We start from the raw sequence: 22,768 nt of genomic DNA, 5'->3' as shown, positions 1-22,768 counted from the left end.
TACCACTTTCCATTATACCTAAATCACATGATATTCCTGTAAACCTGATTATATTTTGATGCTGATTGAGACCAGCTATAGTCCTGGGTAATTGCTCGTTTTACGAGCTCAGGCCATATCGATTCCTGATGGTAAAAATGAATAGCCCTTTCAATCGTATACAACATGTCATGTGCATTAAAATTTTTAAAGCTAAACCCATTACCTTGCTGCGTAAATTCATTGTATGACCGGACCGTATCATTTAGTCCCCCTGTTTCTCTAACAATCGGAATCGTACCATAACTTAATGCGATCAACTGGCCTAGTCCGCATGGTTCAAACTTAGACGGCATTAAAAACATATCTGCACCAGCATATATTTGGTGTGCCAATTGTTCATTAAAACCAATATACGCCTTTACCTTCTCCGGATAAAGCCATTCCATGTACTTAAAAAATTGTTCAAACTCATAATCTCCTGTACCGAGAACAATGAATTGAATATCATTTCTAACAATTTCATGGAAAACCCGTTTAATCAAATCTAGTCCTTTTTGTTTTGTTAGCCTAGATATAATAGCAATAACAGGCGTATTATCTTTGACTTGAAGACCAAATTCCTCTTGCAGCTGCGCTTTATTTTTACTTTTATTTTCTAATGAATTCCCATCATAATTAGCTGTAATATAGGTATCGATAGCTGGATTGTAAATTTCATCATCAATTCCATTTAATATACCTATTAATGCATGGTTTCTAGCACGTAATAAACCCTCTAACTTCTCACCAAAGAATGGCATTTGAATCTCATTTTTATATGTCGGGCTCACGGTGGTAATCACATCTGATGAAATAATAGCTGCTTTCATAAAATTAACACAGCCGTAAAATTCTAATTGATTAGGATTAAAATAATCTTCATTCAAGTTCAATAGATCTCCTAAAATCTCTTTTGGGAACATCCCTTGAAACTGAAGATTATGAATTGTAAATACGGTACGAATTTTTGAATACTCATCATAACCACGATATTGTTCATTTAACAAGAATGGGATCATCCCTGTGTGCCAATCATGACAATGCATAATGTCAGGAATAAAGTCTAAATACGGAATTGCTTTAAGTACAGCATGATTAAAGAACGCAAATCGTTCAGCATCATCATAATGGCCGTACATCGTACTACGCTTAAAATAATATTCATTATCTATAAAATAATAAACAATACCTTCGTACTCAAAGCTTTCAATTCCACAATATTGGTTTCTCCAGCTTAACTCTACGTTCAACTCACATACGTGTTCCATCTCATCTCGAAACTGTTGAGGAATCGTCCCATACTTTGGCATAATCACACGTACATCCGTACCCAACTTTGTTAGTTCTTTTGGCAAAGCACCTGCAACATCAGCAAGACCACCTGATTTTATAAATGGGACACATTCGGAAACTACAAACAAAATGTTCACGAATTCATCAGCTCTCCTTGTATACTACCTTTTTGGATGACTACAGGTGATAATGCATCTCCTACAATCCTTGCTCCACTTTCTATAATTACATCTTTATCAACAATTACACTATCTAAAACCGCTCCGTCTTCAATTTGACTCTTTTGCATAACAATACTGTTTTTAATAACTGTTCCTTTACCTACCTTTACACCACGGAAAATAATACTATTTTCAACATGCCCTTCAATTATACAACCATTTGCGATTTGCGCATTTTTAACATATGCGTCTTTCATATATCGAGTCGGTGGCTCATCCTTAACCTTTGTGTAAATTGGATTATCTTTCGAAAATAAATGTTGCATAATATGTGGCTGTAACAATTCCATACTGTGTTCATAATAACTTTGAATAGTATCAATTGTTACCGCGTAGCCATCATATTCATAGCTATGTATCTTTAATTTAGGCTTATAATTTTCAACTACCTCACATACTGGAATATACGAACCTTGGCCTTGGGAGTCTATTAATTCAACTAACAATGATTTTTCTAAGATATACATCTTTAAAGGATTATCATCTTTTCGAACCTCGGTAATATCTGCACCAGTTTTCAGATGACGATTCAAAACATCTTTAAAGTTTAAATTGCAAATAGTATTACTGCCAGTGATCACTACATATTTTTGTGTACTTCTTTCAAAATAATCTCTATGAAACTTAAAATAATGAAAAACACTCGCTGAATAATCTCTATCGGTATTAAACGGGGGAGGAAAGAAAAACAAACCGTCTTTCTTTCTATTTAGATCCCAATCTTTACCTGACCCCAGATGATCCATTAACGAACGATATTGAAATTTCGGAAATATCGCTACACTCTGAATCCCGGAGTTCACCATATTGGATAGTGCGAAATCGATTAAGCGGTAGCGGCCACCAAACGGCACGGCTGCCAGAGACCGCATCATCGTTAATTCTTGCATATCACCAAAACTTGTTGTTGCATCTATTATTCCAAACATTGTATTTCTCATTGCTACCACCCCTAACAGAAAATTTTCTCTTCAGCTATTAATGCGACCTCTTCAGCTAATTTAGGTGAAATTTTACGTCCATCCTCAATAACCATATCACTTGCTACAATAGCTTTTTCAATTCTGCAATTTTTCCCGATAACTGCTCCAGGCATGATAACAGAATCCTTTATGACCGTTCCTTCACCGATATGGACACCAGGGAATAAAATAGAATGATCGACTGTCCCATATACCATGCATCCTTCATTTACCATCGATCGTTGTACCGTTGCTGTTGGTGCAATATATTGTGGTGGTTGATTTGGATTAACAGAATAAATACGCCAGTTATAATCATTTAAAATAAGTTCAGGCTCTTCTTCTAATAAATCCATATTGGCTTCCCATAAACTTTTAACAGTGCCAACATCCTTCCAATAACCTTGATAAGGATACGCATTTAACTTAAGCCCTTCAGCAAGCATTAGCGGAATAACGTCCTTACCAAAATCATGACTCGAGTTAATATTTTGATCATCCATACGCAAATACGCTTGGAGTGTTGACCATTTATATATATAAATTCCCATTGAAGCTAAATTGCTTTTGGGATCAGTTGGTTTTTCTTCAAACTCGACAATTTCTAGCTGTTCATTTGTATTCATAATGCCAAACCGACTAGCTTCATCCCAAGGAACTTCAATAACAGAGATTGTTGCATCTGCATCTCGTTCAATATGGAATTCTAGCATTTTTGAATAATCCATCTTATAAATATGATCTCCGGACAGTACTAATACATGTTCAGGATTGTATTGTTCGATAAAGTTCATATTTTGATAGATCGCATTAGCTGTACCTTTATACCATTGTCCACCATCTTGTTCCATATAAGGTGGTAAAACAGTAACGCCCCCATCTCGTCTATCTAAATCCCAGGCACTGCCAATACCTATATAAGAATTTAAAACTAATGGTTTATATTGTGTTAAAACACCAACTGTATCTATTTGTGAATTTGTACAATTGCTTAAAGGAAAATCAATAATTCGATATTTCCCTCCAAATGGAACAGCAGGTTTAGCAAGATTCTTTGTTAATGAGTTTAATCTGCTTCCTTGCCCTCCGGCTAGAAGCATTGCTATACATTTTTTTTGGCGCATGGTATGTACCTCGCTCCTTCCCTTTTTCAATCACTGGTTTTAAAATTGTTAAGCCAAATGGTGGAATTGTTAATGAAATACGATAAGGTTGGTTATGAAATGGCTGCCCAAAACTCTCCAAGCGTTTAGAATTGGTTTGCCCCGATCCACCAAAATCAGCATGATCACTAGAAAATACTTCTATATAGTCGGTTTCTGTTGGTACACCAATATTAAAATTATGATAAACGTTTGGTGAAAAGTTACAAATAACAATTAAGAATTGGTCCGGATTTTCTGACCTCCTAATAAAAGATAAAATATTTTGGTGATGATTATCCGCATCAATCCATTGAAATCCATCCCACGTATGATCAAGCTCCCACAACGATGACTCTTCTTTATAAAATTTTAAAAGCTTCTTAGTATATGCATGCATTTTATGGTGCATGTCATAATCTAGAAGCTGCCAATCCAACTGTTCTAAATCCTTCCATTCTGCAAATTGACCAAATTCACCACCCATAAATACTAATTTTTTCCCTGGATGGGCTATTAAATAGCCATAGAGCAAACGGAGTTGTGCAAATTTTTGCCAATAGTCTCCCGGCATTTTATTTAGCAATGACTTCTTCCCATGTACTACCTCATCATGCGAAAAAGGAAGGATAAAATTCTCAGAATGTGCGTATAAAAGAGAAAAGGTTAACAAATTATGATTGTATTTCCGGAGAATTGGATCTAATTCCATGTATTTTAGAACATCGTTCATCCAACCCATATTCCATTTGTAACTGAACCCAAGCCCACCAATTTCTGTTGAACCTGTTACAAGCGGCCATTCTGTTGAATCTTCAGCAATCATTAAAGCGGATGAGTCAAACTTTTTCACCTCATCATTAAGAGTCTTTAAAAACTCAACCGCATAGTGATTTTCTTCGATCGTTCCCCTACCATGCATATCCCAATACAACATATTAGCAACGGCATCAACTCTAAATCCGTCAATATGATATACATCCATCCAAAAAATTGCATTTGATATTAGGAAACTCCTAACTTCAGTTCGCCCTAAATCAAAATTTGCAGTTCCCCATACGTCATTTTGCATGACATAAGGGTTTGGATATTCGAAAGTAGGCTGGCCATCGAATAAATATAAACCATGTTCATCTTTACAAAAATGACCTGGAACCCAATCTAAAATCACGCCAATACCATGTTGATGACACTGATCTATGAAATACATAAACTGTTCAGGGGTTCCATATCGACTAGTAATAGAATAATAGCCCGTTCCCTGATATCCCCACGAACGATCAAATGGATGTTCAACTAGTGGCAATAACTCGATATGAGTGTAGCCATGATCCACGACATACCGGATCAATTCATCAGCTAACTCATTATAAGTATATGGTTCATCATTCGACTTCTTTTTCCACGTCCCTAGATGAACTTCATATATAAACATTGGTTGTTTAACAGAATCTTTATTTTTCTTTGTTTCCATCCAGTTATCGTCATTCCATTGATAGTTTAATAAATCGTATACTATCGATGCAGTATTGGGACGTAATTCAGAGTAAAACGCATATGGGTCACTTTTTCTTAAAATACAATTGTCATGAGTGATGATTTCATATTTATAAATGGTACCGGCTGTTAAAGAAGGAAAGAAACCTGACCATATTCCTTCTTTATTTACTTTTACTAGCGGATAATTTTTACCATTCCAATTATTAAAATCACCGATAATATTAACTTGATTTGCATGTGGAGCCCACACGGTAAAACGTACTCCATGAATACCATTTTCTACTCTTATATGTGCTCCAAATGATTGATAACTATGAAAGAGCTGTCCTTCATGGAATAAATATGTTTCAAAATCTGAAGGTCGAGATATAACCATATAACCCTCTCCTAAATATGTATGGCTTTTTAAGGAATATTAAAATAGATTAAATTGATATTATACCCTGTAATAAATAATTAAAACCTAATATTTGGCAGAAGGTGGGATAAAGGAGGAAAAACTAACGTTTTATTATTAAAGAAGGGCTTTATAAATACTCTCTAACTCCCTATATCTCCACTATTTTCGTAGTCCCGTATATACTTTCTGCTTTGTTTGACTTGTAAGGAGGAACACTCAATAGTTCTATTCCATACTCCTATAAAGGAAGTTTTAGAAATTTGAAACACTCTTTGCCCCACTTACAAAAATGTAGTTGGGGTTTTAATCTTCTTTTCAACTTTAAGATTATTTTGAAGGTCCTTAAACTATTACATAAAAACAAGTCTGCAAATAAACTAGGTGAAAGATATCAATTTCTATTAAATTTTATATTGCTCAAAAAACACATTTACTATTTTTTATCACTTAGCCAATATTCAAGACCAATCTAATAAAATCCTGCTATATTATTTGTAAACATTATGTGAAATTTCGATAAAATATGACTATTCACCGTGAATTTTGTCGTAATTTAAATATTAAAGGTTCTATTTGATAAATATCGACAAAAAACTACGAACTAAATAATAATGGATATATGAAACTGAACAGTATGAGGTATGCAGCAAGTGCACTTAGTGATAGGAAGGAGAAGGATTTATAAATTATGAGCAGAAAGCGCAAGCAGCCTGATAGGCAATCGCGTTTTCTTGCACATCGGTATTAGTATGTTAAATATGGCTTTTTTTACTTCGGAATGACGGTAGATTTTACTAATCTCTCCTAAACTAAAAAAAAAGAGAAGACATAATGTCTTCTCCAATAATTATGTACCCTACTAGAGGATTGTCTTTTATCAACCAAATATATTATAACAAAAAAGTAATAATCAAACAACTATACTTTTTTTCCGGATTTTTCTGGAAGGAAAGCAATAATAAAAAAGAGATCAAAAGACTAGTAGTTTTTTGATCTCTTTTTTATTATGACCCGTACGGGATTCGAACCCGTGTTACCGCCGTGAAAGGGCGGTGTCTTAACCGCTTGACCAACGGGCCATTTTTATATTTTTTAATGGCGGTTCCGACGGGGATCGAACCCGCGATCTCCTGCGTGACAGGCAGGCATGTTAACCACTACACCACGGAACCTCATAACAATTGATATTTAATAATTTTGGTTGCGGGGACAGGATTTGAACCTGCGACCTTCGGGTTATGAGCCCGACGAGCTACCAGACTGCTCCACCCCGCGATAATATAATTTGAATAATTTGTACCTGCTTTTAAATTTGTATAGAATCTGACTGTCCCTTCCTCTTCTCGTTAAATCAAAGATGTTTATGCGTCGGGACAACTCGCAGATTATTCACGGATGTTTTGCTCGTTGCTCCACCCCGCGATAATAGAATTTTAATAAATGGTGGAGGATGACGGGATCGAACCGCCGACCCCCTGCTTGTAAGGCAGGTGCTCTCCCAGCTGAGCTAATCCTCCATATTTAATGCTTGGCAACGTCCTACTCTCACAGGGGGACAGCCCCCAACTACCATCGGCGCTGAAGAGCTTAACTTCCGTGTTCGGAATGGGAACGGGTGTGACCTCTTCGCTATCGTCACCAAACAATTTATTTAACCTGAGGTTGTTCCCTCAAAACTAGATAACAAGCATTCATATACTGTAGTCAATTGTCCACCTTCCACTCCTAGACTCTCGAGATCAAATAACCTTCCTCCTCGGGAAGTCTATCGACTTCTTTGTCGGAAGAACATTTGCTCTTCGAGTCTGAACAGTCGTTTCAGGATTTCTACTTGGTTAAGTCCTCGATCGATTAGTATTCGTCAGCTCCACATGTCACCATGCTTCCACCTCGAACCTATCTACCTCATCATCTCTGAGGGATCTTACTTACTTAAAGTAATGGGAAATCTCATCTTGAGGGGGGCTTCATGCTTAGATGCTTTCAGCACTTATCCCGTCCACACATAGCTACCCAGCGATGCTCTTGGCAGAACAACTGGTACACCAGCGGTGTGTCCATCCCGGTCCTCTCGTACTAAGGACAGCTCCTCTCAAATTTCCGACGCCCACGACGGATAGGGACCGAACTGTCTCACGACGTTCTGAACCCAGCTCGCGTACCGCTTTAATGGGCGAACAGCCCAACCCTTGGGACCGACTACAGCCCCAGGATGCGATGAGCCGACATCGAGGTGCCAAACCTCCCCGTCGATGTGGACTCTTGGGGGAGATAAGCCTGTTATCCCCGGGGTAGCTTTTATCCGTTGAGCGATGGCCCTTCCATGCGGAACCACCGGATCACTAAGCCCGACTTTCGTCCCTGCTCGACTTGTAGGTCTCGCAGTCAAGCTCCCTTGTGCCTTTACACTCTACGAATGATTTCCAACCATTCTGAGGGAACCTTTGGGCGCCTCCGTTACTCTTTAGGAGGCGACCGCCCCAGTCAAACTGCCCACCTGACACTGTCTCCCGCCCCGATCAGGGGCGCGGGTTAGAATTTCAATACAGCCAGGGTAGTATCCCACCGATGCCTCCACCGAAGCTGGCGCTCCGGCTTCTCAGGCTCCTACCTATCCTGTACAAGCTGTACCAAAATTCAATATCAGGTTGCAGTAAAGCTCCACGGGGTCTTTCCGTCCTGTCGCGGGTAACCTGCATCTTCACAGGTACTATGATTTCACCGAGTCTCTCGTTGAGACAGTGCCCAAATCGTTACACCTTTCGTGCGGGTCAGAACTTACCTGACAAGGAATTTCGCTACCTTAGGACCGTTATAGTTACGGCCGCCGTTTACTGGGGCTTCGATTCAAAGCTTCTCCGAAAAGGATAACCTCTCCTCTTAACCTTCCAGCACCGGGCAGGTGTCAGCCCCTATACTTCGCCTTGCGGCTTCGCAGAGACCTGTGTTTTTGCTAAACAGTCGCTTGGGCCTATTCACTGCGGCTCTCTCGCGCTTGCACGCTATCAGAGCACCCCTTCTCCCGAAGTTACGGGGTCATTTTGCCGAGTTCCTTAACGAGAGTTCTCTCGCGCATCTTAGGATTCTCTCCTCGCCTACCTGTGTCGGTTTGCGGTACGGGCACCTTCTACCTCGCTAGAAGCTTTTCTTGGCAGTGTGGAATCAGGAACTTCGGTACTATATTTCCCTCGCCATCACAGCTCAGCTTATGTGGTAAGCGGATTTGCCTACTTACCAGCCTAACTGCTTGGACGCGCATATCCAACAGCGCGCTTACCCTATCCTCCTGCGTCCCTCCATTGCTCAAACGGTAAAGAGGTGGTACAGGAATATCAACCTGTTGGCCATCGCCTACGCCTTTCGGCCTCGGCTTAGGTCCCGACTAACCCTGAGCGGACGAGCCTTCCTCAGGAAACCTTAGGCTTTCGATGGACAAGATTCTCACTTGTCTTTTCGCTACTCACACCGGCATTCTCACTTCTAAGCGCTCCACTAGTCCTTCCGGTCTAGCTTCAAAGCCCTTAGAACGCTCCCCTACCACTGACACGTAAGTGTCAATCCACAGCTTCGGTGATACGTTTAGCCCCGTTACATTTTCGGCGCAGAGTCACTCGACCAGTGAGCTATTACGCACTCTTTAAATGGTGGCTGCTTCTAAGCCAACATCCTGGTTGTCTAAGCAACTCCACATCCTTTGCCACTTAACGTATACTTTGGGACCTTAGCTGGTGATCTGGGCTGTTTCCCTCTTGACCACGGACCTTATCACTCGTAGTCTGACTCCTAAGGATAAGTCTTTGGCATTCGGAGTTTGACTGAATTCGGTAACCCGATGGGGGCCCCTAGTCCAATCAGTGCTCTACCTCCAAGACTCTTACCTTAAGGCTAGCCCTAAAGCTATTTCGGGGAGAACCAGCTATCTCCAAGTTCGATTGGAATTTCTCCGCTACCCACACCTCATCCCCGCACTTTTCAACGTGCGTGGGTTCGGGCCTCCATCCAGTGTTACCTGGACTTCACCCTGGACATGGGTAGATCACCTGGTTTCGGGTCTACGACCACGTACTACAATCGCCCTATTCAGACTCGCTTTCGCTGCGGCTCCGTCTCTTCGACTTAACCTTGCACGGGATCGTAACTCGCCGGTTCATTCTACAAAAGGCACGCTGTCACCCATAAATGGGCTCCAACTACTTGTAGGCACACGGTTTCAGGATCTCTTTCACTCCCCTTCCGGGGTGCTTTTCACCTTTCCCTCACGGTACTGGTTCACTATCGGTCACTAGGGAGTATTTAGCCTTGGGAGATGGTCCTCCCAGCTTCCGACGGGATTTCACGTGTCCCGCCGTACTCAGGATCCACTCAAGAGAGAACGAAGTTTCAGCTACAGGGCTGTTACCTTCTTCGGCTGGTCTTTCCAAACCACTTCACCTACTTCGTTCCTTTGTAACTCCGTATAGAGTGTCCTACAACCCCAAGAGGCAAGCCTCTTGGTTTGGGCTTCTTCCGTTTCGCTCGCCGCTACTCAGGAAATCGCGTTTGCTTTCTCTTCCTCCGGGTACTTAGATGTTTCAGTTCCCCGGGTCTGCCTTCAGTACCCTATGTATTCAGGTATAGATCCTGTTCCATTACGAACAGTGGGTTTCCCCATTCGGAAATCTCCGGATCAAAGCTTACTTACAGCTCCCCGAAGCATATCGGTGTTAGTCCCGTCCTTCATCGGCTCCTAGTGCCAAGGCATTCACCGTGCGCCCTTATTCACTTAACCTAAGATGATCTTAATCATCAAGATTTTAATAAGAACTTTTCTACAGTAAATATGAATGTTATTGCTATCTAGTTTTCAAAGAACAATATAGAGAGAATGCTCTCTCAAAACTAAACAAAATGTCTAAGCGCGTCTTCGTAATTCTTCCTTAGAAAGGAGGTGATCCAGCCGCACCTTCCGATACGGCTACCTTGTTACGACTTCACCCCAATCATCTGTCCCACCTTAGGCGGCTGGCTCCAAAAGGTTACCCCACCGACTTCGGGTGTTACAAACTCTCGTGGTGTGACGGGCGGTGTGTACAAGGCCCGGGAACGTATTCACCGCGGCATGCTGATCCGCGATTACTAGCGATTCCAGCTTCATGTAGGCGAGTTGCAGCCTACAATCCGAACTGAGAATGGCTTTATGGGATTGGCTCAACCTCGCGGTCTCGCAACCCTTTGTACCATCCATTGTAGCACGTGTGTAGCCCAGGTCATAAGGGGCATGATGATTTGACGTCATCCCCACCTTCCTCCGGTTTGTCACCGGCAGTCTCCTTAGAGTGCCCAACTGAATGCTGGCAACTAAGGACAAGGGTTGCGCTCGTTGCGGGACTTAACCCAACATCTCACGACACGAGCTGACGACAACCATGCACCACCTGTCACTCTGTCCCCCGAAGGGGAACCTTCTATCTCTAGAAGTAGCAGAGGATGTCAAGACCTGGTAAGGTTCTTCGCGTTGCTTCGAATTAAACCACATGCTCCACCGCTTGTGCGGGCCCCCGTCAATTCCTTTGAGTTTCAGTCTTGCGACCGTACTCCCCAGGCGGAGTGCTTAATGCGTTAGCTGCAGCACTGAAGGGCGGAAACCCTCCAACACTTAGCACTCATCGTTTACGGCGTGGACTACCAGGGTATCTAATCCTGTTCGCTCCCCACGCTTTCGCGCCTCAGCGTCAGTTACAGACCAGAGAGTCGCCTTCGCCACTGGTGTTCCTCCACATCTCTACGCATTTCACCGCTACACGTGGAATTCCACTCTCCTCTTCTGCACTCAAGTTTCCCAGTTTCCAATGACCCTCCCCGGTTGAGCCGGGGGCTTTCACATCAGACTTAAGAAACCGCCTGCGCGCGCTTTACGCCCAATAATTCCGGACAACGCTTGCCACCTACGTATTACCGCGGCTGCTGGCACGTAGTTAGCCGTGGCTTTCTGGTTAGGTACCGTCAAGGTACCAGCAGTTAACTGGTACGTGTTCTTCCCTAACAACAGAGCTTTACGACCCGAAGGCCTTCATCGCTCACGCGGCGTTGCTCCGTCAGACTTTCGTCCATTGCGGAAGATTCCCTACTGCTGCCTCCCGTAGGAGTCTGGGCCGTGTCTCAGTCCCAGTGTGGCCGATCACCCTCTCAGGTCGGCTACGCATCGTCGCCTTGGTGAGCCGTTACCTCACCAACTAGCTAATGCGCCGCGGGCCCATCTGTAAGTGATAGCCGAAACCATCTTTTATTCTTAAACCATGTGGTTCAAAAGAGATTATCCGGTATTAGCTCCGGTTTCCCGAAGTTATCCCAGTCTTACAGGCAGGTTGCCCACGTGTTACTCACCCGTCCGCCGCTGAATCAGAGGAGCAAGCTCCTCGTCATCCGCTCGACTTGCATGTATTAGGCACGCCGCCAGCGTTCGTCCTGAGCCAGGATCAAACTCTCCGAAAAGGTTTGATTGCTCAAACTAATATACTGACTTGGTTGTTGAACTAGTGTTCAACTTGTTTTGCACGCTTGACATTTTGTTTAGTTTTCAAAGAACATCATTTCCGCTGTGTTTTCAGCGACAAAAGTTATCTTAACATATCTATTCTTGATAGTCAATAACTTTTTTAAGTTTTTTAATTTCGCTCTCAAAAGCGACTTTTAAAATATATCATTTCTAATAATTAAAGTCAAATGCTTTTCCAAAAAAAAATAAAAAATCAATAACCTATAAGTATTTTAGCACTTTCAACATACTTATTATGATTAATATTTTATATGCGATACGCCAAATTTAAGAAATAGACATTATAAAATTAAGGGAATTTTATCTTTATAACTTAAGATCACCCCATTACTAATTCTAAAGCAAAGACTTTAGTAAACGCGTATGTATATTTATACTCCAAATACAACCCGCAGGCGGGCGGTGAGCTCTTCGGCGAAGTTGCATTTGCTTACTCACGGGATATTCCGCAGGAGTCTCACACCTCCTACTCTAATAAACATAGATTGAAAATCTACAAAAAGCAAAAAAAGAATCGCTTTACAGCGATCCAAAAACCAATCTTAGGAGGAATTACTCTTAAATGACTGTTAATCATTTTTTATTATTATATTTTCTTTTCTATTAATTATACCTATAATATTACTTCATTTTTTATTACACCAAGACTTATTCTAGGTTTTTATGTTCAAAACTAAAAAAACTGAATATTAAGAATGTTAACGCTTTCATTAATTATCGAAACATGTTATGATTATTCTAACTATTTTAACAGTGTCTATCAATTATTCTAAACCGAAAAGAGGTGATCATTTATGATCAAAAACATAATTAGTTACGCGCTCCCCTTCGCCGGATTATTGCTCCTAATGCTAACATTCCACGTACTAGATCGTCATCCTATCACACCTGAAAAAGAAAATGACATTGACGAAAATAAGGACTCGCTATAATCGTTTATTTAAGTTAACGGCTACTCCTATAACATCAATCCTCAAATAAGAAAACCGATAGACACCCGGCGGACTCATCTATTTTAAGTAGAAAAAAATTTTTCAGATAAATCCTACTACAATTCGTAAAAAGCTAACTTCTAATAGCTAGAAGTTAGCTTTTTACTTCACCTGCAATAGCTCATACGCTCTTTTAATTTCAGTTTCTGTTGGTGGCTTCACATGTTCTAATGGATATTTATGACCTAGAGCTTCCCACTTATAAACACCGAGCTTATGATACGGAAGCACTTCTACCTTTTCTACATTTTTTAACGTTTTAATAAAGTTACCCAACTGGGTTAGACTAACCTCATCGTTTGTTATCCCTGGAACAAGGACATGTCGAATCCACACAGGTATTTGCTTATCTGATAAATATTGTGCAAATTCTAATATATGCTGATTAGTTTTTCCAGTTAACTTTTTATGTGCTTGCTCATTAATATGCTTTAGATCTAACAACACTAAGTTCGTTAAACTTAGTACCTTGTTTAACTTTTCTTTAAATATAGGTTCGTTTGAGTAACAACCACCAGAGCTATCTATTACTGTATGAATATCTAGTTTCTTACATTCTCGAAATAGTTCATATAAGAAATCCAATTGCAATAAAGGCTCACCGCCACTTACCGTAATACCACCGCCTGATGCTTTGATAAACGGCAAATAAGATTGAATATCTTCTATAATATCTTGAACAGTCATTACTTTGCCTTTCCCAATATCCCATGTATCGGCATTATGACAGTACTGGCATCTTAAAAGACATCCCTGTACAAATATCACATAACGGATACCAGGTCCATCAACAGTTCCACAGGTCTCGATAGAATGAATATTACCATTCATATCCTTCCCTCCTATGATAATAAGTTCCCTGCTAAAAATTAACAGGGAATTTACAAAAATGAATTTATTTTAGTATCACTGTTTACCTTTCATTACATACTTTCATGGAATGTCCGATTAATGACATCAATTTGTTGTTCACGTGTTAATTTAATAAAATTAACAGCATACCCAGAAACCCGAATTGTCAATTGAGGGTATTTCTCAGGATGTTCCATTGCATCCATTAGGGTTTCACGATTAAAAACATTGATATTTAGGTGATGTCCTTTTTTTATCGCATAGCCATCAAGAATTGCCACTAAATTAACCACTTGGGTATGTTCATCTTTTCCTAATGCCTTAGGAACAATTGAGAACGTGTTAGATATACCATCTAACGCTTGTTGATATGGAAGTTTAGACACAGATGATAGCGATGCTAAAGCACCTTTCGTATCTCGACCATGCAGCGGATTTGCACCTGGTGCAAACGGCTCACCTGCACGTCTACCATCAGGAGTATTGCCTGTCTTTTTGCCATAAACAACGTTAGATGTAATAGTTAAAATAGACATAGTATGAACTGAACTGCGGTATGTTGGGATTCTACGCAATTTGTTCATAAAGCGCTCAACGAACTCTACTGCAATCGAATCGACACGATCATCATTATTCCCGTATTTAGGGAACTCTCCTTCAATTTCAAAATCGACCGCAACTCCATTTTCATCGCGGATCGGTTTTACTTTGGCATACTTAATCGCACTTAAGGAGTCTGCGACAACAGACAAACCAGCAATCCCTGTTGCCATTGTTCGTAATACATTGATGTCATGCAACGCCATTTCAATTCTTTCGTAAGAATATTTATCATGCATATAATGAATTACATTTAAAGTATTAATATATAAATCAGCTAACCAATCCATTACTTGATCGTATTTAGCCATAACGTCTTCATAGTCCAAAACCTCAGATGTTATAGGAGCAAATTGTGGTGTAACTTGAATCTTTTGCTTTTCATCTATCCCACCGTTAATTGCGTATAACAACGCCTTCGCTAAATTAGCTCTTGCTCCAAAAAATTGCATTTGCTTTCCAATCCGCATAGCTGATACACAACAAGCAATACCGTAATCATCACCGTATTCTGCTCTCATTAGATCGTCATTTTCATATTGAACTGAACTTGTTTTAATTGACATTTTTGCACAATATCTTTTAAAGTGTTCGGGCAGTTGCGTTGACCATAACACCGTAAGATTTGGTTCAGGTGCTGGACCTAGATTATCCAATGTGTGTAAAAATCTGAAAGAGTTCTTTGTAACTAGTGATCTTCCATCAAGAGCCATACCACCAATTGATTCGGTAACCCAAGTTGGATCTCCACTAAATAGCTCATTATATTCAGGTGTTCTTGCGAATTTTACAAGTCGAAGTTTCATAATAAAATGGTCAACAATTTCTTGAACATCCTTCTCTGTCAAAACACCATTTTTAAGATCACGTTCTATATAAATATCAAGGAACGAGGAAACACGTCCCAGGCTCATCGCAGCTCCATTTTGTTCTTTAATGGCTGCTAAATAAGCAAAGTATAACCATTGAAATGCCTCTTTAGTGTTCGTTGCTGGTTGAGAAATGTCATATCCATATTTAGTTGCCAATTCTTTCAATTCTATTAAGGATCGAATTTGTTCTGCAGCTTCTTCACGAAGTCGAATAATATCCTCAGTCATTTTTCCCCCTAAGAGCAAAACATCCTTTTTTCTTTCCTCAATTAATCGGTCAACTCCGTATAGTGCAACTCTTCGATAATCCCCAATAATACGACCGCGCCCATATGCATCAGGCAAGCCCGTAATAATCCCTACCTTACGTGCTAATTTCATTTCATCTGTATATACATCAAACACACCTTGATTGTGTGTTTTACGATAGGTATTAAAGATTTCTGTTAAGAAATTATCTACTTCAAACCCATATGATTCAGCAGCTTGTTCCGCCATTCTAATTCCACCATATGGCTGTAGGGACCTTTTAAATGGTTTATCCGTTTGAAAGCCAACAATTTGTTCAATCTCTCTATTTAAATAGCCCGGTCCATGCGATGTAATGGATGACACGACGTCAGTGTCCATATCTAAAACGCCGCCCTTTTCAATCTCTAACTTTGAAAGTTCCATCACCTGATCCCAAAGTGCTTTTGTATTGTCAGTTGCTTGTTCTAGAAACGACTCATCGCCTTCATAAACCGATATATTTTGAAGAATAAAATCTCTAACATCTATTTGTTTTTGCCAATTACCTGATTTAAACCCATCCCAAGATTTCATAAAAAATCCCCTCCACAAAAGTAGTACAGAATTTAAAAAATATATATAACAGGTATGCATTAAGCATACATCGATTTAATTACTTTGTGGGTCTATAATCGTGTCAGCTTTATGAATTTTAATTTTATCTTCAATATTTTTACCTAAACATCCCATTTAATATGAAAACAGGTTATGGGTACGATTAATAATGCACATTTGTTGAACAACTTATAGTCTACGAGTAATACTAGTACAAAACTCTTTTTCTGGTATAACAGACCAGTATTCGCATTATTTTTTATACAATAAATAAAACCAATCCATATCTGACTCATCGTTTTCATCGATTACTTCAACAACGATGAATGTGAAAATACTCTTGTTACCATAAGTAATAGTTGTGGACCACCCATCACGGCCTTCTGTATCCTCACTAAGTAATTCCCGATGCTCCCAAGCCTTTTTCCACGATTTGTCCTTAACTGGTACTTTCCAAAAATTAACCTTCCTTGCCTCTGAACCTACTGTAAATACTTCCACTAGCAGTGAACCAGTCTTTCTATGTGGCAAGGTAACCCATTGGTTGATATTAGGAGCAGGACTGGTTTTTATATCCATGATTTGGGATGTTCCAATCTGCTGAATTGCACTTGTTGTACTCGCCGTAACCTGAAATGTAATAATGAGGAACAAAATAATTAACGCCTTGTATTGCAACTACCTCCACCCTTTCATTAGCTTTGGATTTAGTGTTCGATTACAGTTAGTTAATTAAACCGTTATTAAAAGTTAATATTGGAAAATATTACGATGTTATATTATTGGGCTCTTGACTATTTTTAGTTAAATAGACGTTTGCCCATTACGAAATAAGAAATCATCCATAAAATGATAAGGAAAAGTCATAAGGAGGTGTTAGATATGGGTCACTCTTATGGTGGAGGTTTCGCGTTAATCGTTGTGTTGTTCATCTTGTTAATTATCGTTGGTGCTTCTTGGTTCTAAGATAATGAATATAGATTTTGATGTGTAATTTGCCTGATGGCAAATTACGCTTCTTTCTAATCTCGTGGATGTAAAAAAATAAAACCTCATCGGGTGATGAGGTTTTATTTTTTACTGGGCTAGCTGGATTCGAACCAGCGCATGACGGAGTCAAAGTCCGTTGCCTTACCGCTTGGCTATAGCCCAATGCTATTGATTTATTTTTATAGTTTCCCAAACTATTTTAAGTTATACGTGTATGAACTAATAAATTTGAAACTTGGCCAAAAAGTTTCCCAATAATATTTATCCACAATTAACGTTATTTATCCACATTTAGAGCTATATTAACCCACAAATTGTGCATAAGTTGTTAATATTCTGTTAATTATTTAATTATATTGAAGATCATCTATACGGATGTTAATAAACTGTGGATTAATTCGTAATTTCCTTCACTCTTCTTCTATGGTAAAATACATATAGTAATAATTTGGGGGATTTAGTTGTGGATTACCAATTATTTAAAATGATCAATAACACTGCTGGTAAAAATGAAGTCATTGATTCTATTATGATATTTTTATCAAGCTATATGCTATTTGTTTTTCTCGGATCTTTCTTCATCTTTCTATTTATAAAAAAAACAAGAAAAATGTCTATAATCGGATTAGTATCAATGATTATTAGTTTAGGAATAAGCCAGATCATTTCATTCATTTATTACAAAAATCGACCATTTGTAGATTATGATGTAAACCTGCTTATTGAAAAGGGGATATCCTCTTCTTTTCCAAGTGATCAGGCTGTTATTGTTTTTACATGCTCTATTGCAGTTTGGTATTATAAGAAATCAGCTGGAGTAGCACTTTTTATCTTCGCCTTACTTGTTGCGCTATCGCGAATCTATGTCGGTCACCACTATCCTTTTGATGTAATGGCCAGTTTGCTAATTGCCTTACTGTCTGGGACAGTTACAACAAAACTATTTTATTGGGTAACTTCAAGAGGAAAGACTAATACACTCACTCAGTAATTAAATAATTCAACCCGCTCAACTAAGGAGCGGGAAAATCTATATAAACTGCAACGCATTTGGTTGCAGATAGTATACTCTTCCACCACTGAAATTTGTCCTAAACCTCATTTTTTGTTTCGTATTATCAAACGTTGTTTAAAACATTTGTAAGCTTTTGTCGAAGGGGTTGTTTTTTGTAAAATAAACCTCTATATTTGTTAAGGCACTAATGTTTTTAAGAGGAGAAGTATGCGTAAATGTTTGATAATAGTTCATTATTTTGGAGTGCTTTTTATCAGTCGTCCATTGGTCAGGTTATTGCTCATCTAGACGGAAGGTTTATCGCAGTTAATAAGGCCTTCTCTAATTTTACCGGATATACTGAAGATGAATTGTTACATGCCTCTCTTAAAGAGTTTTCATTAAAAGAGGACTATGAAAATGACAAATTTTATTTCAAACAGCTCCAACACGGTAAAATTAACAATTTCCAATTAGAAAAAAAATTTATTCACAAAAACAACATCATCATCTGGGGATTATTAAGTGTCTCTCTCATCGAAGATACCTCATCAAACAACAAATACATCTTTGGGCAAGTTCAAGACATTACCGATGAAAAATTAGCTAGAGTATATTTACAAAAAGTCGATAAAGTATCAGTTGCGGCCCAGCTAGCGGCTGCAGTTGCCCATGAAATTCGTAATCCACTTACTTCTATTAAAGGATTTACTCAACTTCAACAAAAAGACCAAGCCTATAACGAAACCTATACGAATATAACGCTTAGAGAACTTCAGAAAATTGAAGATATACTAACCGAGTATTTAGCATTAGGAAATCCGTTAGCAGAAACAATATTTAAAAAAGAAAATATTGTTGAAATAATGGATCAAGTTATTACATTGTTACAAACTCAAGCAAATATGGCTAACCAAGATATCATTTTCAAGTGTCCCGATCATATTCCTGAAATAGAATGCAATGCGGTTGCTTTAAAGCAGACGTTTCTGAATATTATTAAAAATGCATTAGAATCGATGGATAAAGGAAAAGCAGTTCACGTCAGTGTTAAGTATTCTAACTATGATCAATTACTAATTGAAATCAGCGATTGTGGCTGTGGGATTACACAAGAACGAATGGCACATATAGGGGAGCCCTTTTATTCTACAAAAGAACGTGGGACAGGCCTTGGTTTAATGACAAGCTTTCATATTATTGAAAGACATAATGGAACAATTCATATCGAAAGTGTGATCGGCAAAGGTACAACAGTGACCATTAAACTTCCAACCGTGCAACATTCTATTGCAAAGTAAGAAAGCGTTACAATTGATTATTTGTTTAGTAAACCGTTTTATTCCGGATATATGTTGTGATTATGTTCAGAGGGAAAATCTACTTTCCCTCTTATTTGTTTTATTAAATGCTATATAACTTTAGTTTTGTACAATCACCCATTTTCCTACTTTACAATTCCTCCATCACCTATTAAAATAAGGTTTATAGGACTTTAATCAAATACGGGGCATTAGCTCAGCTGGGAGAGCGCTACGCTGGCAGCGTAGAGGTCAGGGGTTCGAGCCCCCTATGCTCCATACCAACAAAACCCTTGCATAGCAAGGGTTTTTCTTTTTCCAGACAAGCGGGTTAGAGGTCATTCCTCTCAAAAACTTCAAAACTTTACACGTTTGTTACTGAATGATCCTAAGCAACTACATGCTTGACAAGCTAGCCCCCTAAGGCCAGATCAATAGCCCTAGACTCTCTCCCCAATTGCAATTTATATCACTGCCTAAAAGATCAGCACATTTTTTCCACGCAATAGGTATTTCGATTAAACAAGATATTTCGGAAGGTCATAATATTTAATATACCTAATCACTTTGCTTTAGTTCCTTTGAAAGGATGATTATATGAGAATGAGGAAAAGGAAAAGAAAAAAAAGCAATATGAAAGATGTGTTTACTGATATTTATAAAAATAACAAATGGGGATCCACAGAATCTTTTTCTGGCACAGGGTCAACCTTAAATGAAACTGAAAATATAAGGACGTTTCTCGAATCGCTTATCCGGAATTATCAAATTAAATCTATTTTAGATGCGCCGTGTGGTGACTTTAATTGGTTTAAAGAAATAAATCTGAAAGAGCTCAATGTAGTTAGCTATACCGGCGTGGACATCGTTGACGAATTAATCATGAAAAATAATGAGAGGTACGCAAATGATACCAGATCATTTCGGGTAGCAAATATTACCGAAGATCCCCTTCCCCAAGCTGATCTGATCATCTGCCGAGATTGCTTGCAACATTTACCAATGGCTAAAGTTCTAAGCGCATTAATTAATTTTAAAAGAAGTGGCTCAAAATACCTACTTGCATCCACAGCTCCTATCGCGAAGAATGATCAGGATATACCAGCAGGAAGTGGACGTCTTCTAAATCTTGAACTTCCCCCTTTTCATTTTCCAAAGCCTCTTGCCATGATAGATGATTATAACCAAATGGATCCATGGAAGAAAATTGCCATGTGGCCAATCGAGTCATTGCCACTTAATGAAAACGAATAAAAAATAGCCTCCAGAAAAAAAGAAAGGAGGCTATTTTTTTTCACAAATACATATCATATCTTCATTGACTTCAAAATGTAAATCCGGTCTTTTTCTTTTAACAAAAACTTGAAGCTCCTGAATAGTAGGATAATCATTCAATACTGGATTGGGACCAATAAAACACCTTGCATCATCAATGAGAATTACATGATTGCGAACCGGATGGGATAGAATATGCTCCAATTCCAGTAAAATGGGAGTATCCTGTTCACCTCTCGCCGTATCGTTAAAGGAAAAATGCCCATCTAACCAAAAAAGACAAGGTTCTGAAATTGATTCCAGGATTTTCTCTAACATTTTTCCACTATCGCCATGGATTATCGAAATGTGAGGATATGCTGAGAATCTTTTTTTTGCCTGTTTGTATAAACGCTCTCCTAATTCTATTGATATAATTCTACTAAATTTATCCTTCATGGCATGAACCATGTCTCCTACATAAGTGCCTGTTTCAATCATCGTTTTGATGTTAAATTTTTCACTATATTTGGTAATCATCTGATGCTTAATTGCAATATCTTTACATCCTCCTAAATCCCAAAACCTTCGAAGCTCTTCATATGTGAAGTCAAAAGTGTTAACTGGTAATTTGTATTTTCGCTGCCAATACTCTAAAATTTTCAGTAAATCCACATCATCCATAAAAAAGCCACCCCTTCCATTGTCTTCGTGAAATCAGCTGGATCTCTGCGCATCAATGCAGTTGATTTTTTATATGTTCAAAAAGTTCAGCATGCTGTTTCCCTACGGTAGACCAATGAATTGACTTGCCAATCTCGCTAATTACCCTCTCATAGTGTTCTTGAGAAACCGGGTCAGATAAAATTCGAATGATCTTCTGTACCCAAGACTCTGTATCCCCATAATCAGAAAGTAATTCATGACTGTCACGCAGAAGTTCTCTAGCATGTGTAAAAGGGGTAGCTAATACCGGTTTTCCCAGGCCGACAGCATAGGATAAAACACCACTACTAGCCTGATGAAGGCCAGGATATGGAACAATAAAGAGATCACTTGCAACCATATATTTAATAAACTCATCTTCGTTTAAGTACTTGTTCAACATAATGACGTGATTGGTCAATCCATTCATTTCAATCAGCTTTTGTAAACTTTCTCGATAAGCTTCACCTTCACGTCTAATAACGAGAGGGTGAGTTTCGCCGATGATGACATATTTCAGATTAGGAAGCACTTTGATTACATGGGGTAAAATATTGAGAATAAATTCAAAGCCCTTATTTCTATTTAGCAGCCCAAACGACATCATCACTTTATCTCTATCCCAATTTAACTCTTCTCGAATTTGTTTTCGATCAAATGAATTAGGTTCAGGAGCACCATGCGGGATCACTTTGATTTTTTCTTTGGGTATCAAAAGGCGTTGGTGTAGTGTTCGCTGGGCTTTATTATTAATAACAATAACAGTATGACTTAATCTGGCGATTTCCTTCTGAATTTTCAACATGTGGCGACTAAGCTTAGGTGAAACCGTGTGAAAGGTGGTAACGAGAGGCTTTTTAAGATGTTTTATCAGCTTAAGAATGTAGGACCCATTTTTCCCTCCAAATATTCCAAATTCATGCTGAAGGCATACAATCGATACATCACTCTGATTGATTACTTTCGCTGCTTTATAATAGTCCGTTAAACGATCCCACCTAACATAACATAAATTTGAACTTTGCTGCTCGATTTCTTCATTTGAAAGAACTAATGCAATCACAATATCCTGAGATGTGGCTTGATTTACACTAGTCCGTAAATTATGAGTGTAGGTTGCTAGACCACATTTTCGAGGAATGTATGTGCTAATATAAGCGACTTTAAAGGCCATATTTTTCCTCCTATAATCATCCTATCTAGCTCCTTAAATAAAAAAGAGTTGTCATAATAAGATATTAAAGGAAGGACCCCAATGTTCTAGTTTGCTTAATTATTTGACTTTGTT

Annotated in this window: 14 protein-coding genes, 6 tRNA genes and 3 rRNA genes; 6 read left to right on the top strand and 17 right to left on the bottom strand. The window is 38.8% G+C overall.

Annotated elements, in window-relative coordinates; genetic code table 11:
- Positions 1–23: 23 nt before the first annotated feature.
- The 11 genes from glgA to C1724_RS02635 form a co-directional block, all read right to left on the bottom strand.
- Complete coding sequence (gene glgA, locus C1724_RS02685) at positions 24–1,451, bottom strand: glycogen synthase GlgA (RefSeq protein WP_102345194.1); 1,428 nt, start codon at positions 1,449–1,451, stop codon at positions 24–26.
- A complete protein-coding gene (locus C1724_RS02680; protein ID WP_102345193.1) occupies positions 1,448–2,476 on the bottom strand; it encodes a sugar phosphate nucleotidyltransferase in 1,029 nt (342 codons plus the stop codon). The genes glgA and C1724_RS02680 overlap by 4 nt, the downstream gene beginning before the upstream one ends.
- Before the next feature lie 11 nt (positions 2,477–2,487).
- On the bottom strand, positions 2,488–3,621 hold the full coding sequence (locus C1724_RS02675; protein WP_102345192.1) for a glucose-1-phosphate adenylyltransferase: 1,134 nt from the start codon (positions 3,619–3,621) through the stop codon (positions 2,488–2,490).
- Positions 3,539–5,515 (bottom strand): 1,4-alpha-glucan branching protein GlgB, encoded by a 1,977-nt coding sequence (gene glgB / locus C1724_RS02670; protein ID WP_102345191.1) that lies wholly within the window; start codon positions 5,513–5,515, stop codon positions 3,539–3,541. Before glgB ends, C1724_RS02675 begins: the two co-directional genes overlap by 83 nt.
- A 1,031-nt stretch (positions 5,516–6,546) precedes the next feature.
- Positions 6,547–6,618: transfer RNA gene (locus C1724_RS02665), tRNA-Glu, on the bottom strand.
- 17 nt (positions 6,619–6,635) lie between these two features.
- A tRNA-Asp gene (locus C1724_RS02660) sits at positions 6,636–6,711 on the bottom strand.
- Between the two features lie 26 nt (positions 6,712–6,737).
- Positions 6,738–6,814 (bottom strand) — tRNA-Met (locus C1724_RS02655).
- Between the two features lie 166 nt (positions 6,815–6,980).
- A tRNA-Val gene (locus tag C1724_RS02650) sits at positions 6,981–7,056 on the bottom strand.
- Between the two features lie 9 nt (positions 7,057–7,065).
- Positions 7,066–7,182: ribosomal RNA gene (gene rrf, locus C1724_RS02645) — 5S ribosomal RNA — on the bottom strand.
- Positions 7,183–7,370: 188 nt separating this feature from the next.
- Positions 7,371–10,307: ribosomal RNA gene (locus C1724_RS02640) — 23S ribosomal RNA — on the bottom strand.
- A 152-nt stretch (positions 10,308–10,459) separates the two neighbouring features.
- Positions 10,460–12,010: ribosomal RNA gene (locus C1724_RS02635) — 16S ribosomal RNA — on the bottom strand.
- The 16S, 23S and 5S rRNA genes sit together here with 4 tRNA genes alongside, the layout of an rRNA operon.
- Before the next feature lie 858 nt (positions 12,011–12,868).
- Here C1724_RS02635 and C1724_RS25410 point away from each other — a divergent pair.
- Positions 12,869–13,006 (top strand): hypothetical protein, encoded by a 138-nt coding sequence (locus C1724_RS25410; RefSeq protein ID WP_180994106.1) that lies wholly within the window; start codon positions 12,869–12,871, stop codon positions 13,004–13,006.
- A gap of 162 nt (positions 13,007–13,168) precedes the next feature.
- Here the strand turns inward: C1724_RS25410 and pflA are convergent, their stop codons facing one another.
- From pflA to C1724_RS02620, 3 genes are all read right to left on the bottom strand, one after another.
- On the bottom strand, positions 13,169–13,897 hold the full coding sequence (pflA, locus tag C1724_RS02630) for a pyruvate formate-lyase-activating protein (RefSeq protein WP_102345190.1): 729 nt from the start codon (positions 13,895–13,897) through the stop codon (positions 13,169–13,171).
- A gap of 92 nt (positions 13,898–13,989) precedes the next feature.
- Positions 13,990–16,215: a formate C-acetyltransferase gene (gene pflB / locus C1724_RS02625; protein ID WP_102345189.1), complete on the bottom strand. Its 2,226-nt coding sequence runs from the start codon at positions 16,213–16,215 to the stop codon at positions 13,990–13,992.
- A 273-nt stretch (positions 16,216–16,488) separates the two neighbouring features.
- Entirely contained in the window at positions 16,489–16,914 is a 426-nt protein-coding gene (locus tag C1724_RS02620) for a hypothetical protein (protein ID WP_102345188.1), read from the bottom strand.
- Between the two features lie 204 nt (positions 16,915–17,118).
- On the opposite strand from C1724_RS02620, the gene C1724_RS02615 reads away from it, so the two are divergent.
- Positions 17,119–17,202, top strand: coding sequence for a YjcZ family sporulation protein (locus C1724_RS02615; protein ID WP_102345187.1), 84 nt, complete (start codon positions 17,119–17,121; stop codon positions 17,200–17,202).
- A gap of 114 nt (positions 17,203–17,316) precedes the next feature.
- Here the strand turns inward: C1724_RS02615 and C1724_RS02610 are convergent.
- Positions 17,317–17,388, bottom strand: a tRNA-Gln gene (locus C1724_RS02610).
- Positions 17,389–17,689: 301 nt separating this feature from the next.
- Here C1724_RS02610 and C1724_RS02605 point away from each other — a divergent pair.
- From C1724_RS02605 to C1724_RS02590, 4 genes are all read left to right on the top strand, one after another.
- On the top strand, positions 17,690–18,217 hold the full coding sequence (locus tag C1724_RS02605) for an undecaprenyl-diphosphatase (protein ID WP_102345186.1): 528 nt from the start codon (positions 17,690–17,692) through the stop codon (positions 18,215–18,217).
- Positions 18,218–18,456: 239 nt separating this feature from the next.
- A complete protein-coding gene (locus C1724_RS02600; RefSeq protein WP_102345185.1) occupies positions 18,457–19,521 on the top strand; it encodes an ATP-binding protein in 1,065 nt (354 codons plus the stop codon).
- A gap of 206 nt (positions 19,522–19,727) precedes the next feature.
- A tRNA-Ala gene (locus tag C1724_RS02595) sits at positions 19,728–19,800 on the top strand.
- A gap of 324 nt (positions 19,801–20,124) precedes the next feature.
- On the top strand, positions 20,125–20,775 hold the full coding sequence (locus C1724_RS02590) for a class I SAM-dependent methyltransferase (protein ID WP_142386514.1): 651 nt from the start codon (positions 20,125–20,127) through the stop codon (positions 20,773–20,775).
- Between the two features lie 30 nt (positions 20,776–20,805).
- On the opposite strand, the gene C1724_RS02585 is transcribed toward C1724_RS02590, so the two are convergent.
- Together C1724_RS02585 and C1724_RS02580 are read right to left on the bottom strand one after the other, a co-directional pair.
- Positions 20,806–21,459, bottom strand: coding sequence for a hypothetical protein (locus C1724_RS02585; RefSeq protein WP_102345183.1), 654 nt, complete (start codon positions 21,457–21,459; stop codon positions 20,806–20,808).
- Positions 21,460–21,511: 52 nt separating this feature from the next.
- Positions 21,512–22,654: a glycosyltransferase gene (locus C1724_RS02580; protein WP_102345182.1), complete on the bottom strand. Its 1,143-nt coding sequence runs from the start codon at positions 22,652–22,654 to the stop codon at positions 21,512–21,514.
- Positions 22,655–22,768: the final 114 nt, after the last annotated feature.

It is taken from the genome of Bacillus sp. Marseille-P3661 (assembly GCF_900240995.1).
Lineage (GTDB): Bacteria > Bacillota > Bacilli > Bacillales > Bacillaceae_J > OESV01.
The sequence above is the reverse complement of the archived record's forward strand: the minus strand, read 5'-3'. Positions and strand labels throughout refer to the sequence as shown.

Bases quoted from the DNA above. Each gene is read 5' to 3' on its own strand.
- C1724_RS02585 (WP_102345183.1), bottom strand. From the start codon at position 21,459: ATGGATGATGTGGATTTACTGAAAATTTTAGAGTATTGGCAGCGAAAA.
- C1724_RS02675 (WP_102345192.1), bottom strand. From the start codon at position 3,621: ATGCGCCAAAAAAAATGTATAGCAATGCTTCTAGCCGGAGGGCAAGGA.
- pflB (WP_102345189.1), bottom strand. From the start codon at position 16,215: ATGAAATCTTGGGATGGGTTTAAATCAGGTAATTGGCAAAAACAAATA.
- C1724_RS02580 (WP_102345182.1), bottom strand. From the start codon at position 22,654: ATGGCCTTTAAAGTCGCTTATATTAGCACATACATTCCTCGAAAATGT.
- C1724_RS25410 (WP_180994106.1), top strand. From the start codon at position 12,869: ATGATCAAAAACATAATTAGTTACGCGCTCCCCTTCGCCGGATTATTG.
- pflA (WP_102345190.1), bottom strand. From the start codon at position 13,897: ATGAATGGTAATATTCATTCTATCGAGACCTGTGGAACTGTTGATGGA.
- C1724_RS02615 (WP_102345187.1), top strand. From the start codon at position 17,119: ATGGGTCACTCTTATGGTGGAGGTTTCGCGTTAATCGTTGTGTTGTTC.
- C1724_RS02680 (WP_102345193.1), bottom strand. From the start codon at position 2,476: ATGAGAAATACAATGTTTGGAATAATAGATGCAACAACAAGTTTTGGT.
- C1724_RS02590 (WP_142386514.1), top strand. From the start codon at position 20,125: ATGAGGAAAAGGAAAAGAAAAAAAAGCAATATGAAAGATGTGTTTACT.
- C1724_RS02600 (WP_102345185.1), top strand. From the start codon at position 18,457: ATGTTTGATAATAGTTCATTATTTTGGAGTGCTTTTTATCAGTCGTCC.
- glgB (WP_102345191.1), bottom strand. From the start codon at position 5,515: ATGGTTATATCTCGACCTTCAGATTTTGAAACATATTTATTCCATGAA.